General features: G+C 38.7%; 18 protein-coding genes and 1 pseudogene. 17 read left to right on the top strand and 2 right to left on the bottom strand.

Features of this window, described 5'->3' with window-relative positions:
* Nucleotides 1-108: 108 nt before the first annotated feature.
* The 9 genes from cyoE (at nt 109) to MKY34_RS14765 (ending at nt 7154) form a co-directional block, all read left to right on the top strand.
* Nucleotides 109-972, top strand: a complete 864-nt coding sequence (cyoE, locus tag MKY34_RS14805; RefSeq protein ID WP_342515273.1) for a heme o synthase — start codon at nt 109-111, stop codon at nt 970-972.
* Between the two features lie 285 nt (nt 973-1257).
* Nucleotides 1258-2187, top strand: a complete 930-nt coding sequence (cysK, locus tag MKY34_RS14800) for a cysteine synthase A (RefSeq protein ID WP_342511848.1) — start codon at nt 1258-1260, stop codon at nt 2185-2187.
* A gap of 223 nt (nt 2188-2410) precedes the next feature.
* On the top strand, nt 2411-3253 hold the full coding sequence (locus MKY34_RS14795) for an ABC transporter ATP-binding protein (RefSeq protein WP_342515272.1): 843 nt from the start codon (nt 2411-2413) through the stop codon (nt 3251-3253).
* A complete protein-coding gene (locus MKY34_RS14790) occupies nt 3186-3938 on the top strand; it encodes an ABC transporter permease (RefSeq protein ID WP_342511847.1) in 753 nt (250 codons plus the stop codon). The genes MKY34_RS14795 and MKY34_RS14790 overlap by 68 nt, the downstream gene beginning before the upstream one ends.
* Nucleotides 3939-3976: 38 nt before the next feature.
* On the top strand, nt 3977-4981 hold the full coding sequence (locus MKY34_RS14785) for an aliphatic sulfonate ABC transporter substrate-binding protein (RefSeq protein ID WP_342511845.1): 1005 nt from the start codon (nt 3977-3979) through the stop codon (nt 4979-4981).
* Between the two features lie 187 nt (nt 4982-5168).
* Nucleotides 5169-5552 (top strand): DUF4870 domain-containing protein, encoded by a 384-nt coding sequence (locus tag MKY34_RS14780; RefSeq protein WP_342511844.1) that lies wholly within the window; start codon nt 5169-5171, stop codon nt 5550-5552.
* A 23-nt stretch (nt 5553-5575) separates the two neighbouring features.
* Nucleotides 5576-6043: a hypothetical protein gene (locus MKY34_RS14775; protein ID WP_342511843.1), complete on the top strand. Its 468-nt coding sequence runs from the start codon at nt 5576-5578 to the stop codon at nt 6041-6043.
* Between the two features lie 243 nt (nt 6044-6286).
* Nucleotides 6287-6688: a hypothetical protein gene (locus tag MKY34_RS14770; protein WP_342511842.1), complete on the top strand. Its 402-nt coding sequence runs from the start codon at nt 6287-6289 to the stop codon at nt 6686-6688.
* Nucleotides 6681-7154, top strand: a complete 474-nt coding sequence (locus MKY34_RS14765; RefSeq protein WP_342511841.1) for a hypothetical protein — start codon at nt 6681-6683, stop codon at nt 7152-7154. The genes MKY34_RS14770 and MKY34_RS14765 overlap by 8 nt, the downstream gene beginning before the upstream one ends.
* 110 nt (nt 7155-7264) lie before the next feature.
* Here MKY34_RS14765 and MKY34_RS14760 read toward each other — a convergent pair.
* A pseudogene (locus tag MKY34_RS14760) lies at nt 7265-7735 on the bottom strand (iron ABC transporter permease); the annotation flags it as partial.
* A 129-nt stretch (nt 7736-7864) separates the two neighbouring features.
* Between MKY34_RS14760 and MKY34_RS14755 the strand changes: the two are divergent.
* Both MKY34_RS14755 and MKY34_RS14750 read left to right on the top strand, forming a co-directional pair.
* Complete coding sequence (locus MKY34_RS14755) at nt 7865-8731, top strand: mechanosensitive ion channel domain-containing protein (RefSeq protein WP_342511839.1); 867 nt, start codon at nt 7865-7867, stop codon at nt 8729-8731.
* A 105-nt stretch (nt 8732-8836) separates the two neighbouring features.
* Nucleotides 8837-9478, top strand: a complete 642-nt coding sequence (locus MKY34_RS14750) for a Yip1 family protein (RefSeq protein WP_342511838.1) — start codon at nt 8837-8839, stop codon at nt 9476-9478.
* A gap of 57 nt (nt 9479-9535) precedes the next feature.
* Here the strand turns inward: MKY34_RS14750 and MKY34_RS14745 are convergent, their stop codons facing one another.
* A complete protein-coding gene (locus tag MKY34_RS14745; protein WP_342511837.1) occupies nt 9536-10561 on the bottom strand; it encodes a hypothetical protein in 1026 nt (341 codons plus the stop codon).
* Nucleotides 10562-11025: 464 nt separating this feature from the next.
* Here MKY34_RS14745 and MKY34_RS14740 point away from each other — a divergent pair, with 464 nt between their 5' ends.
* From MKY34_RS14740 to merR1, 6 genes are all read left to right on the top strand, one after another.
* Entirely contained in the window at nt 11026-11313 is a 288-nt protein-coding gene (locus MKY34_RS14740) for a metalloregulator ArsR/SmtB family transcription factor (RefSeq protein ID WP_342511836.1), read from the top strand.
* A gap of 76 nt (nt 11314-11389) precedes the next feature.
* Nucleotides 11390-12445, top strand: coding sequence for an NAD(P)/FAD-dependent oxidoreductase (locus MKY34_RS14735; RefSeq protein WP_342511835.1), 1056 nt, complete (start codon nt 11390-11392; stop codon nt 12443-12445).
* Nucleotides 12446-12589: 144 nt separating this feature from the next.
* Nucleotides 12590-12895: a metalloregulator ArsR/SmtB family transcription factor gene (locus MKY34_RS14730; protein ID WP_342515271.1), complete on the top strand. Its 306-nt coding sequence runs from the start codon at nt 12590-12592 to the stop codon at nt 12893-12895.
* Between the two features lie 113 nt (nt 12896-13008).
* Complete coding sequence (locus MKY34_RS14725; protein ID WP_342511834.1) at nt 13009-14454, top strand: NAD(P)-binding domain-containing protein; 1446 nt, start codon at nt 13009-13011, stop codon at nt 14452-14454.
* Nucleotides 14455-14502: 48 nt separating this feature from the next.
* Entirely contained in the window at nt 14503-14706 is a 204-nt protein-coding gene (locus MKY34_RS14720; protein WP_342511833.1) for a hypothetical protein, read from the top strand.
* Nucleotides 14707-14881: 175 nt separating this feature from the next.
* Entirely contained in the window at nt 14882-15280 is a 399-nt protein-coding gene (merR1, locus tag MKY34_RS14715) for a mercury resistance transcriptional regulator MerR1 (protein ID WP_342511832.1), read from the top strand.
* The last annotated feature ends 24 nt before the right edge of the window (nt 15281-15304 follow it).

Genomic DNA, 15304 nt, shown 5'->3' with positions numbered 1-15304 from the left:
CGTATATATGTGCTGGCGTTTTTGGGGAGAGAATTGTAAATGACGAAAGAAATTGCTTTTTCTCAGCAGCAGGTTGAGAAGGAAACAGATCGAAGTGTACGAGCATTGATGGCAGATTTAAAATCATTATTCAAAGGTATTGTCTTGGTTTCGAATGTATTACCTGTATTAACTGGATTTTGGCTAGCTTTGTATTTCACTGATACGACATTGAGAGCAAATTGGGAATTATTTTTGCTAACGATGATTGGAAGTACGCTTGTCATGGCTGGAGCTCTTGTGCTAAATAACTGGTATGATGTTGATATCGATACAGTAATGGAGCGTACGAAAAAACGTCCAACAGTAACAGGGAATTTCTCGCTGAAGATGGTATTATTCGTGGGGATTGCATTGTCTGTTATCGGTTTTTTATTTTTATACTTTACAACGATGGAAGCAGTTATTTATGCATTCGTTGGGTGGTTCACCTATGTAATTTTGTATACAATGTGGGCAAAGCGCAAGTATACGTTGAATACAGTAATTGGTAGTGTGTCGGGTGCTGTAACGCCTTTAATTGGCTGGACAGCTATTGCTCCGGGTTATCATATTGTTCCACTTATGCTCGCATTTATTTTGTTTATTTGGCAAATGCCGCATACATTTGTCATTGCTATGAAAAAATGTGAAGAATATCGCGCAGCGAATGTTGCAATGCTCCCAGTTGTACATGGTTTTGCATTTACGAAGCGTCAAATTGCTGTATATGTTGCTTGTTTATTGCCGTTGCCTTTCTTTTTAGGTTCACTTGGCACGGTGTTTATCGTGATTGCAACTCTGCTAAACGTAGGTTGGTTAGCCGCAAGTATTGCTGGTTTTTTCACTAAGGATGATATGAAGTGGGCACATATGATGTTCCTCTGTTCGGTAAATTACGTAGCCATTTTATTCCTTACAGCTATTATTGTGACGTTACCGATGTTTAGTTAAGGAATATAGATAGCTGTACTACAAAAACCTCCAATCGGAGGTTTTTTTGTTCTATAGGAAACTATAAAAGTCTCGTACTGTGGATAATTAAGTACATGTACCCGTCTGGGCTCTAGCGCCTGTTCTATACGTGCAAACCCCTATCAGTTAAGCGGAAAATTGCGAGTTAGCTAGGTGAACTTTATCTAGTTGTCTCGCTGTTTTTATTGTATGATAAAAAGGTAGGAATAATATAGATTGAAAAATCGTATTAGAATAATTTGTGGGAATGGGAGGAAAATAAAGATGAAAGTAGTTAATAATATCGCAGATTTAATTGGAAATACACCACTCGTAAAGTTAAATCGATTGACGAATGCACAAGGGGCCGCGGTCTATGTGAAGCTGGAGTATTTTAATCCAAGTCGAAGTGTCAAGGATCGAGCGGCGTATAATATGATTATTGAGGCGGAAAAAAGTGGGCAATTAGTAGCGGGGGCAACGATTATAGAACCTACATCTGGAAATACAGGCATTGGTTTAGCGATGAATGCTGCAGCAAGGGGCTATCGAGCGATTTTCATCATGCCGGACAATGCGACGCTTGAACGAATTAATTTAATGAAGGCCTATGGAGCGGAAGTTGTGCTAACACCAAGTAGTGAAAGAATGCCTGGTGCTATTGCTAAGGCTAATGAATTGGCGGCACAGATTTCTAATAGCTTTATTCCCATGCAATTTGAAAATACAGCAAATCCCGATGCTCATCGAACAACGACAGCAGTTGAGATTGTAGATGCACTGGAATCGGTTGGGCGTAAATTGACGGCCTTTGTTTGTACGTCAGGTACAGGAGGAACGGTAACGGGAACTGGAGAAGCGTTGAAGGCGCATGATGAATCTGTTACGGTTCATGTTGTAGAGCCGGCGGGATCTCCCGTATTATCAGGTGGTGAACCAGGAAAACACAAACTGGTTGGGACAAGTCCAGGTTTTATTCCCTCAGTGTTAAATACAGCAGTTTATGATGAAATTTTTAAAATTAAAGATGAGGAAGCCTATGAGACTGTGCGGAATGCGGCGGCGCAAGAGGGGATACTCATTGGACCTTCAGGCGGTGCATCCATCTATGCAGCATTAATGGTTGCTAAGCGTTTGACCCCTGAGGATACAGTTGTGTGCATTGCACCTGACTCTGGTGAACGCTACTTATCGAGTGATCTATTTTCGCAATAAAAAAGAGCTAGGGACTAGTTATCAATCCTGGTCAATAAACGTATACTTATCCTTTTAAAAGAGAACCTTTTGCCTAATCGAAAGTTGGCAAAAGGTTTTTTTAGATAAAAATAGCGTATATGTAAAAATAATAGTTGACAAACTACATAGAAATAAGAGAATATTGATTAATAGTATAAAACATATAAAAATAGTAGGTATTGAGATGGGAGTGGGACCCAAAATGTATTTAACGATTGATAGCATTGAAAAAAGTTTTACACATGAAGAGAAGGGGCAAGTACAAGTGTTGGATTGTATCTCGTTAGAAGTAGAGAAGGGGCAGTTTGTTTCGATTGTCGGGCCATCAGGCTGCGGTAAATCCACATTGCTTTATTTGATCGCTGGTCTTGAAAAAGCAGACAAAGGAGAAATTCGGATTGAGGGCACAGCCGTAACAGGTCCTGGACCAGAGCGAGTAGTTGTTTTTCAAGAGGATGGCCTGTTTCCTTGGCTAACGGTTCTCGATAATGTCACATACGGGTTATTGCTGAAAGGGATGCCCAAAAAACAGGCGGAAACGAAAGCGATTGATATGTTAAAAATGGTGCATTTAAGCAAATATATCGATTCATATCCACATCAATTATCGGGTGGCATGAAACAACGTGTATCCATTGCGCGCGCACTTGTGATGGAGCCGACAATTCTCCTAATGGATGAACCATTTGCCGCACTTGATGAACAAACGAGGATGGTGCTCCATCATGAATTGCTGGAAATATGGCGAAAAACGAAAGTGACGATTTTCTTTGTTACGCATAACATCCGTGAGGCGGTTCTGTTATCTGAAAAGATCATCGTGTTTGAAACACGTCCGGGCAAAATCAAAGAGACGTATTCTACGAAAACATCAACGGATGGTGTCATGCCGAATGACGTAACGTTCCATTTAGAAAAACAAATATTAGCTTCATTACAAGGGGAAATTGAGAAAGTGTTAAAGGAGGAAATGGGGGATGACTACATTTTTGAGACGAACCCTCTTCATCGCGATACTAGCGGTGATATGGGAAGTCACATCTAGACTATCAAGCTTACCGGATTTTATGTTTCCGAGTTTTCTACAAGTGCTTAAAACTCTGTTTACAGGGATTGTAGACGGTCAAATAACGGTCGCAATTTTTAAGAGTATGAGTCGGTTGCTCATTGGCTTTACTATTGCAACGCTACTCGGTCTTTTTCTAGGTTACTTAATATGGCGCTTTAAACTTGTGGAAGATACACTGGGATTCCTCGTAACCGCGTTACAATCAATCCCAAGTATTGTTTGGTTTCCACTGGCCATTGTCTGGTTCGGCTTAAATGATTTCTCGATTCTTTTTATCGTAACGATTGGGGCAACATGGACAATGACAGTGAGTGCGACAAGTGGTTTTAAAAATGTGCCGTCACTCTACCAACGTGTTGCGAAAACATTAGGGTCGAGCGGCTTTCATTTTGTTCGAACGGTAATTATACCCGCTTCCGTTCCGCAAATCATCTCGGGTTTCCGCATTGCTTGGGCATTTTCCTGGCGTGCATTAATGGCGGGGGAATTACTCGGTGCTGGTGGTGGCCTTGGTCATTTACTAGAAACCGGTCGATCTCTTGGACAAATGGATTTAGTCATTTCCGTCATGATTATTATTGGCATCATCGGTACAATCATGGATAATCTCGTCTTCTTACGATTAGAACGTCGAGTACAGAAAAAATGGGGCATTCATTAAGTAGATTAAATAAATTAAAACTTGGGGGAGAGATAACGATGAAACATAAATTATTCATACTTGGATTTATTTCGATAGTCGTTTTAAGCATTTTAACAGCTTGTGGCAAGGGAGAAGGTAGAGTGCAAGATAGCAAAGAAGTAAACATCGGTTACTTTCCAAACTTAACGCATATGGCAACCATTGTTGCGTTGGAAAATGATTACTTCACAGAAGCGTTTGGAGAAGATATTAAAATCAATACAAAAACCGTTAACAATGGTGGATTATTTATGGAAGCGATGGTAACAAAGGCAATTGATGTCGGGACGGTTGGACCGGGGCCATTATTGAATACGTACGTCAAAGACCCTAGTTATCACATCCTATCTGGAGCTGTAAACGGTGGAGCGGTTCTCGTTGCAAGCGAAGGCAGCCAGATTACCGATTTGGCGGAGTTGGACGGTAAAAAAGTAGCGATTCCTGTCATTGGCAGTACACAAGATGTTATGTTACGTAAAGCACTCAATGATGTTGGCCTAAAACCAACATCTAATGGGGGGACAGTTGAATTATTTGCTGCGGCACCAGCAGATACAGCAACGCTCTTCATCCAGAAGTCTGTGGATGCTGCCGCGACACAAGAGCCATGGGGATACATTTTAGAAACGCAAGCAAAAGGGGAACTACTACTGGATTGGGAGTCATTCGCCTGGGGCAAGGAATCAACAAATACAGTTGTCGCAGCAACTAAAAGCTTCACGGAAAATGAAGCGTTTGTGAAGGCTTACTTAACAGCGCATACAAAAGCGGTCGATTTTATCCAACAAAATCCTGAGGAAAGCCAAGCGCTTGTCATTAAGCATATTAAGGACTTAACAGGAAAAGAAATTAATAAAGAAGAGTTGCAAGCTGCATTCGCTAGACTTGAAGTGACAACATCTGTGAACGAGCAAGTTATTCAAGAGATGGCAGATATTAGTAAAGAGGCTGGCTATGTGCAAAGTAATGATATCGAGGGCATGATTCAATTGGATCAATTGCAGGAAATTGAAGGAAAATAATATATGGGGGACCTACTAGTATTTTGGTAGGTTCTTTTTTTGTATAACTATAAAATTCTCGTACTATGGATAAGTTAGTATATGGAGCTTTTATTCTGATTTAAAAGGATCTTTTAATTTAACTGTAATTTAACCTTTGATTCGTAGACTAACAATACGAAGATATTAAAGGAGGACGGGACATGACTTGACTGAACATGAGAAGAAAGATGATGCTACATGCAAAGCCAATCCTGTTTTTAAAGAGGATGGGAGAACAAGTTCAATGGGGTTAGATGAAAATATCGGAGGGATGCTTTGCTACATTTTCATCATTGGCTTAGTCTTCTTATTCATGGAAAAAGAAAATCGCTTTATTCGTTTTCATGCACTGCAAGCCGTTTTTCTTGGTGTGGCCTTACTCATTGCGAATATTGCATTGGAGCTCGTACCTGTAATTGGTTGGATTTTTAATCTCTTAATGGGACCTTTTATTTTGGGGATAATTGTTTTTATGATGTACCAAGCCTATAAAGGGAAATATTACAAGTTACCGTTTGTCGGTGAGATGGCGGAAAAACAATTAAAGTAACTGTGTAGTGGAGGTGTAGGTCAATGAAGAAAATACTTGCTTATTTATCCGTTGCTTTTGTCAGTATCTTATTGACAGGCTGTATATCAATACCCCTTGGAGATGGTGGCAAAGTAGAAGTATCTAAAGATGGGATTAATATTGACATGGCTGAAGAGACGGAAGTTGAAGCTGTTGAAGAGAAGCCGACTGAAGAAGAAAATCTAACAAAAGCAGGTGAAGAGGGAACTGAAGATATAGTTCCTGCTACTAGCGATACTAAAAAAGATACACCGCGCGTAATAGATTGCGGAGATTTCATCGAAGATATGGAGGCAAATGCCATTGCAATCGAAGAGATTTTCGAGTATCTGCCAGCCGGTTATCCTTTACCTGACTGTGCAGAAGTAGGAGAAACGAGTGTTAGTTACAGTACTACCCATAGTGCTGATTTTCTGAAGACATCTTACCGAGTGGAAGTAGGTTGGAAAGAGGTAGTACGAAGCGCATAAAAAATTTCTTGAAGATATTCATGTCAAAGGAGTAGAGAAGAGGCAAGATGCTGAAAATAAAACGGCTACGCTAAAGCTCAAAACCACTGAATTTTCGATTTGGCTAGGTTTTGAAGAGTCTGACGAAGGGGTTACATGGGTAAGAATCGAAAATTATGTTTTTGATAAAGTGGAAGAAGAATCCTAATTTCCCGATGAGCGGAGGGATGAAGTTGTCAATTATGCAATTAGTTAGTCGAACGGATGCCCTTTTTATTCACACGCATTGTTATTTACGGTATTTTTGCTACCGGTGCATTGCTTTTTTTAAGCATCATGATGGGTGTTGGTTTTTTGCTCCTAAAACTGTTTGGTGACAGTTCTGGGGCCTTTCTGATCGTTATGCTCATTGCTTTCGGTACAGTATATGGTGAACTGAAATTTGGGGAGCGGTATGTTATGTATATGGTAAAAGTAGGTCATATTTCTGTTGTTGTGGAATTGTTGAAAAATGGACAGATTCCTGATGGTAAAGGACAGATTGCCTACGGGAAAAAGCAAGTAAAGAAGCATTTCGGTTCTGCTAACCTAGCTAGCTTTTGTCGTCAATATAGCCGTTCATGCTGCTGTTTGACAAATACAACGTTGAATGTTGAGAATGGGTGAGTCATTTAGTTTTGTTCCCGGTGCGAAAAATATGATTGGCCTTATCAATACCGTCATGTCTGTTAGTTTGAATTATATTGATGAGGCTGTTGGCAGCTATGTTATTTTACGGAAAAATGAAGAGCGTCCAGAAACGGTTTGGAAATCTGCTTCGGACGGTGTTGTCTTATATGCGCAAAGCTGGAAAGGTATTTTGAAAACCGCAGCTGGAGCAATAGCCTGTATTTACCTATTTAGCATTGTCACATTCATTTTATTTGCCTTATCATTGATGGGGATTGCAAAGCTTATTTCAAGAAACACACATGATATGGGCTTTTTCTTTGGCTTTCTTACAATTGTCGGTGCTTATGTGCTGACAATTGCTGTGAAGCGGGCTTTGGTTGATCCAATTGTGACGATTGCGATGATTCGAGCCTGCGATGGATTTACAGCAAAATCTATTGGGCGTGTCATCGAAGTTTAAACAACTGTTGAATAAAGCTAATGAAGAACAAACACAGCCTATTGCACCAGTTGAATCAAGCACATAAATAATCCAAGCATCCCTCCCTGAAAAACAGGGGGATGCTTGGATTATTTTCTCAAAAATAAATACATAAAATACGGCCCGCCAATTAATGCAGCCATAATCCCAGCAGGGATACCATCGGGTTCAAGGATCGTTCGGCCAATGGTATCTACCAGCATCAGCAGCCAACCGCCAATTAGAATAGCGAGCGGGATAAATAACTAGTTACGTGGTCCGACTAACGCTTTTGCAATATGTGGGGCCATCAGTCCAATAAACGCAATCCCACCTGTGACGGACACAGCAGATACAGCAAGTGCGACGGCCGTTAACAACAGGATGACTCGTTCCTTTTCAATTGAAACGCCAACACCAACTGCCACCGATTCGCTAAGTCCGAGGAGGTTTAATCGATTTGCTTTGTATAAAGTGAAGGGGATGAGAATGGCAAGCCACGGAAGGATTGCCTAAATAAATGGCCAATCAGCGCCCCAAATATTTCCCGCTAACCATTTGGCGATAAAATCCACTTTAGCTGATGAAATTGGATGCGACGACAAAGGTATAAATATGATTTTCGGTATGAAAACTGTTACTATAAAGAGTGAGTGATCATACAACTCTTGTATGATACACATACTTAAAGATAAAGGGTTTGGATACGGGTGAAGGATTTTTTACAATCCATTGAACGATTTTTTGATAGTGATTTCTCAGTTGTAAACGATTATTTGCTACGATTAGCACTAACGATTGTGTTGACATATGTCTTTATCGTCATTTTCAGGAAGCTTATGCAACAATTTTTTAAGCGAACAAATTTGTTAGAAGAAAAAAAGAAAGAAACGATTGCAAGTGTTATTAAAAACACATCAAGGTATATTTTTGCCATCATTATTATCATTGCAGCTATTAAGCCTGTCGTCGGAGACTTAAAAGAAGTAATTGTAGCTGGAGGAATTATCGCAGCGGTTATTGGGTTTGGTGCGCAGAAACTGATTAATGATATTATTAGCGGGGTTTTCATGATCTTTGAAGGCACGATTAAACAAGGTGATTTTGTTCATGTTAACGGAGAGTTAGAGGGCGGAACGGTTGAAGAATTGGGCTTTCGAATTGTGAAAATTCGTTTGATAAATGGCAAGCTGGTCACCATTTCAAATGGTGAAATCCGCAAATTTGTCAATGGCTCCGTTGAGAAAAGACGGATTTTTGAAAGCATTATTGTGTCATTTAAACAAAACCCAGCAGACGTTAGGCAATTGCTCCAAGAAGTTTGTGATGAGTTGAATAAAAAACAACTACACTATTTAAAGGTAGATCGCACAACGGGTGAATTTGAGGAAATGTACAAAATTTATGGCTTACACTCGTTGGATACAAGTCCATATGGCTACAAATTTACGATTGTGGCAACTGTTAATGATACGGATTATTTAGTGGCTTCTTTAGAAGCCAAAGAACTGCTGGCGCAAAAGTTATATGATCGACAAATTAAAATGGCGGAGCAGTTAATACAGATCGAACAATAAAGATGTAGGAGCAATGGGCTTCTGCATCTTTTTAAATGTGTAGAAAAGTTATGAAACTTTTTAGGTCTTTCAACGTAGGATAGTAGGGGAAAGGAGTTGCTATATATGCATGAAGGAACTGACGTTTTTGATAAGAACAAAGACTTGAATGTTTGGACCTCTATTTGGATTAAACCAAGAGAAACAGTTCGCTACGCCCTCAATCATAAAACAATGAAGTTTGCAGTTATTCTGGCCTTAATTACTGGCGTGTTTGACATGTTGAACGGGGCTGTACAAAATAATTTAGGTGATACGATGTCAATAACGACGATTTTTGTTTTGGCAATCTTATTAGGCCCTATTTTAGGAGTAATAGGTTGGTGGATTGCTGCTGGAATTGCGACAATTGTCGGCTTATGGTTCGGCGGAACAGGAACATTTACAGATTTGAAAATGGCCTTTGCAATCTCGTACATACCAATCATTCTCGGTGGCGTGTTATGGATTCCAGATGTACTTATACTAGGCGAGGCTCTATTTATGGAAAACTTCGATATTTCGGTAGGGTCCTCAATTTGGCTCTTTATTAGCGGTTTTTTTAGTATTGTACTAGGCGTCTGGAGTTTTATCATCACTGTAAAAGCCATAGCGGAAGCTCATAAATTCTCTGCATGGAGAGGGCTATGGACAGTGCTGATTCCCGCAACCTTAGTCATTCTTGTGCTATTTATCATTTTCCTACCATTCTTTTTTCTAGGATTTTAAAATGATATCACTTATGGCCCACAGTGGAAATTATTGTGGGACATAAGTGGTTTTTATTTATTTGGCAAAATGTTTGGCTACTTCTTGTGTTGTTTGTTCTGGGACCTTTAAACATAGTGGCTCGCTGTGTAAGAAGTTAAAGACATTCATATCGCTCGTTTGAAGCCCTCCAATTGTTAGGCGTGGGACAAGTCGCACGTGAACGCGTTCCGCTTTATTTGGAGAGATGGGAATAAATAGTCCGAGATTAAAGCTTGCGATGCCGATACTTTCAAAGTAACGGAAAAAGCGTGAGAGGCTAGTAGCTAGATCCTTCCAGTGAGCATCATGTAAATCATCAAGAGAAGATGCATTGAGAACTCCGATAAAATCAGCATGACTTTTCGGTGCAAAGGCATGTAACCAATCGATGGATTGCTCTGTACCAATGAATCGCTCCGCTAACTCACGTTCGTGTTGAAGCAACGCGGCGTGGAAGTTTTGTTCGTGATTTTCATGAAATTGTTGTGCCGCTTTCGATGTTGTCGCTTGATAGTTTGTTGGTTGTTCCGATGCGAGCACATGGATATGCGGGTGTAAAATACTTCCGCCAGAAGGGGGGAGGTAGTTCCAATTTATGGATGCATAAGTTGTTTTGGAATCTTGAATGGTAACCTTTTTCAAGTAAGCATGTGCGGCAATAAAAGCATCGGCAATCATTGTAGTAGTGAATTCTTTGAGTTTGACGTAGTGTTGGTCAGACATACGGACAACGGCATTGTGTTTACTATAAGGAAATAAGTTTGGAAATACGACAGCTTCGCCTTTTGTCAGTCGTCCACCTTCAACTAAATTGTCCGGGAAAGTAGGCGTAAATGATTGCACATTTTCAGGGCAGAATGGACATTTACTGCCCGCTGTTTCTTTTGCCAGTTCCGTATAATCTGTCGGTACAAAAGGGGCACCTGGATCAAAAATAATGCGGGAGGTTTCGCCAGTCAATGGATCTTTTCGGATTTCTGTTTTGCGGTCAATGAGTTTTCGATCTTGCATTGGATCATGAAACGTGAAAAATTCTTCATGTGCTATGAATTGGATTGTCATGTAAATTTCCCCCTAGAAAGTAATAAAGCGTACTACATCTATTCTATCGATAAATGACGGAAAAGTCAGTACGGTTGTTCAATGACATTAAAGTTGGTAACTTTACATTATAGTTGGTAACCTGACATTAAAGTTGGTAACTTTACATTAAAGTTGGTTACTGTTGTAGTTTCAATAAAGATTGATGAATTATTTTAAAGCCTTAAAAAATCAGTTTGATGGTTAATAAATCACGAATTTAAGTTGGAAAGTGTCTATCGACATTGTCGTAGGTTACTTTACTATAAATTTGGATACTAAAAATCGTCTTCAAGGGATTCGTTTCTCCTGAAGACGATTTTTTAATATCTACATAGAGTACTCAAAGAGTTTCATGGCTAATGCGATTGACAAACATCAGAATTTGAAATAAAGTATAAAACATATCGTGTATTTGCGATATATGGAGATTGGGGGATAGTAAAATGTTGATTAGTGAAGAAGTACAACTGTTTTTTAAAGGTCTAGCAAATGAAAAAAGACAAGAAATTATACTTCTGTTCCTTAATCACAATGAAGTTACTGTGAATCAAGTGGCTGAAACAATAGGAATTGGACAATCAACAGCTTCTGAACAGCTATCCATGCTAAAAAGGGCAGGTATTTTAAATTCAAAGAGGGAGGGAAAAGAAGTTTTTTACTCGCCTAACAAAAACAATATCGTAAGTATTTTACAAGAAATAAACTCAATTCTAATGAAATGTTGTAACTGAACATATGGAGGATATTCTGTATGTTCAATTTTAAGTGATACATATCGTTAAAACGCGATATTAAGAAGGAGTTTTTATGTTGACAATTATATTTGATTCGATAGTTATCGGTGCAGGGCAGTCAGGTTTAGCTACTGCATACTATTTAAAGAACAAAGGTTTGAAATATCTTGTGTTAGAAAAAAGCAACCAAACTGCAGGTTCGTGGCCACTTTACTATGATAGTCTTAAGCTGTTTTCGCCAGTACAGTATTCCTCGTTGCCTGGTTTGAGATTTCAAGGTGATATGAATCATTATCCCACGAAAACGGAGGTTATGTCCTATTTAAATACTTACGCACAAAAGTTTGAATTGAACATTGCTACAGGAAAAACAGTAACTGAAGTCTTGAAAGCACAGGAATTATTTGTGATTAAAACTGAAGAAGGGGAATTATTTAAAGCTAAAACAATCATTTCGGCAACAGGATCATTTGACTCACCTAATTTTCCTGAAATAATAGGCACCGAGTCATTTGCCGGAGAAATGATACATTCGAGTCAGTACTCAAATCCGAAACGATATGCGAATAAAAGAGTTATCGTCGTTGGTGCTGGAAATTCTGCAGTTCAAATAGCTTATGAATTACGAAAGACATCTACAGTTACACTTGCGACACGTACTCCCATAGCATTTACTCCACAAATAATTTTAGGGAAGGATATCCACTATTGGTTTAAACTCAGTGGGGTAGAACATTTTTCATATGGTAAGAAACTTGCTTTAAGTAGTTCAGTTATAGATAGGAATCTATATAAACCGGCCATAAATAATAATAATCCTGATAGAAGAGATCTGTTTGTATCAATCAATAAAGACGGAGTGATTTGGGATTCTGGAGAAGAAGAAAAAGTGGATACGATTATTTTTGCAACGGGTTACCACCCTACTGTGAATTACCTTTACCCTCTTCAGGGGGCTCTTGACGAAATAGGGATGCCAGTACACAAAGATGGTATAAGCACATCGAATAAAGGTTTATTTTATGTAGGTTTACCGGGTCAGCGTTCATTTTCCTCTGCTACTTTACGAGGTGTTGGTAAGGATGTAAAATATATTGTTAATAAGGTCAATGCATTATTATCGCTGTAAAGCCGAAGTGTGGGGCTTTGAGAGAATTTTCTTGAGTCCCTTGAAAATATTGTAGAGGGTGAGGTTTTTCATTGACACTTTGTACGTTTTGGCATAATATAATACACATCAAAAATAATTGATGTGAGGAGAGGAAAAGTCTTGATAAAAAAGTTGGATGTTTATGATACAACTTTACTCGACTATGAAAAGAAATTTAAAGCACTGTCGGATCATAAGAGACTCTATATATTACGGATTTTAGCTACAGAAGGAAAAACCTGTGTTTGTGATTTGAGTGATCTATTAGAATTACCACAATCTAAATTATCGTATCATCTAAAAGTCTTATTAGATGTGAACTTTATTTCTGTTGAAAAAGAAGGGAAATGGAATTTTTATTCAGCCAATTCTAATGAAATAAAAAAGATTTTATCTGCGGATCTTTGTTGTCTTTTTTATCCTGAATAACTTTTTTTGAACTATACATCAAAAAAAGTTGATGTATTGATTACTTTATTGGAGAAGTAACAGCTAAACATTTTGAGCAAGCCATTCAACTATTAGAAAAGAGGGTATTTTAAATGAAAGAAATTAAATTATTTACTATAAAAGAGACATCATGCTGCAGTGAGGAACCAACAACGACTTCTTGCTGTGCACCAGAAACGATAAATGAATCAACTTGCTGTTCATCGCCTGAGGTGACGGTAGAAAAACCGGAACAAAAGCAATTTAACTTAGATTTACCTGTAGCCATTATTGGAGCTGGTCCAGTTGGACTTGCGGCAGCGGCACATTTAACAATACAAAAAGTGCCTTTCATCGTCTTTGAATCAGGTGAAAATGTAGGACACAATATTCTTAAGTGGCAACACGTTCAACTATTCAGCCCTTGGCAATACGATATTGATAAAGCAGCACGTCAACTACTTGAAGAAACGGATTGGGAATCACCACAGAATGATATTTTACCGACAGGAAAAGAGTTGGTGGATCAATATTTAGTACCTTTAAGTAAATTACCTGTCTTAAAAGAAGCTATTCGATACAACTCAAAAGTGATTTCAATCTCACGTAAACAAAACGATAAAATGAAATCATTAAATCGTGAAAAGCAACCTTTTGAAATTTATGTAGAAAGAAACCATGATATTGAAATAGTGGAAGCACGTGCAATTATTGACGCAACGGGTACATGGGGGAACCCAAATCCTGCTACTTCAAACGGTGTTTGGTTGAATTCCGAAAAACAATGCGCAAACCATATTGAATACGGCATTCCAGATATAACGAAAAGTGTGAAACGCTATGCCGATAAAACAGTTGCAGTGGTTGGTGGTGGGCACTCTGCCATTAATACATTGTTAGAATTGGCCGATTTACAAAAAGAATATCCAGAAACCAAATTGATTTGGATTTTACGTAAACAAAATGTAGAAGATGCTTACGGTGGAGAAGAAAAAGATGCGCTTGAAGCGCGCGGGGCACTTGGTTCGAAAATACATAAATTGGTTGATTCTGGAAAAGTGCAGGTATATACACCATTTTACACGATGCAAGTCAAATCAATGAATGGACAAATGGAGTTAGTAGGACGTTATGAAGGTGAAATGACAATTATAAAAGAGATTGACGAGTTGATTGTCAATGCTGGAAATCGTCCGGACTTTTCAATTGAACAAGAACTCCGATTGTCTATAGACCCAGCGACAGAAAGTATCGCAGCACTAGCACCACTCATCGATCCGAACGAACACAGTTGTGGTACCGTTCGTGCACATGGTGAAGAAATTCTACGTCAGCCGGAACAAGGCCTTTATATTGTAGGTATGAAGAGTTACGGTCGTGCTCCTACATTCTTAATGGCAACAGGATATGAACAAGTACGTTCAATAACAGCTTATCTTGCAGGAGACATAGAAGCCTCTAAGCGAGTTGAACTTGATTTGCCTGAAACGGGGGTTTGTAGTGTTAATTTGCAAAATCCTACAGAAGAATCAAGCTGTAGCACAAATTCATGTTCGTAACAGTTCACATCAAAAAAGTTGATGTGATTACCGAGAAAGGTGATTTTAATGATCATTAACCGTGGGGGTACATTAGGTGTCACCTACTTTAAGTCTTATTTCGAGCTAATATTATCCTCCCGAACATCCGATTTAGACGAAGCTAAAAAGATTGTTTTTCAACGCTTATTTAACAATAACCCTCGTCAATTAGGTAATGAAACGTATCAACAGTTTTTACAAGCGTATAATAACTTAGCGAATAATGAATAAGCAACCGACGGGCATTTTGCTCTTCTAATTAAGGTGCTGTACAATGACAAAAAAACGTACACGAAAAGAACGAATAGTATGACCATTATTATTAATGTCTGAGATAAAAGTATTAATACTACCCTTGACCCTGTACTATGGTACAGGGTTTATATTATATGTGGGGTGATGTAAATTGTATTTTAGAGTCGGAGAAATCGCCGAGAAATGTAATGTTAACAAAGAGACAATTAGATATTATGAACGTTTGGGTTTAATTCCAGAGCCTAATCGTACGGAAAAGGGATACCGAATGTATTCACCACAAACGGTGGATCGATTGAATTTTATAAAACGGATGCAGGAATTGGGCTTTACCTTAAATGAAATCGACAAGTTGCTAGGGGTTGTCGATCGCGATGAAGCGAAGTGCCGTGATATGTATGATTTCACTGTCCTTAAGATAGAGGACATCCAGCGTAAAATTGAAAATCTTAAGAGAATTGAACAAATGCTGTTAGATCTTAAAGAAAGATGTCCCGAAAACAAAGATATTTACGAATGCCCAATTATTGAAGCATTGATGAAGAAATAAGCTGTCTAATAGGAGGATTTTTAC

The organism is Sporosarcina sp. FSL K6-1522 (genome assembly GCF_038622445.1).
Taxonomy (GTDB): Bacteria; Bacillota; Bacilli; order Bacillales_A; family Planococcaceae; genus Sporosarcina.
The sequence above is the reverse complement of the archived record's forward strand: the minus strand, read 5'-3'. Positions and strand labels throughout refer to the sequence as shown.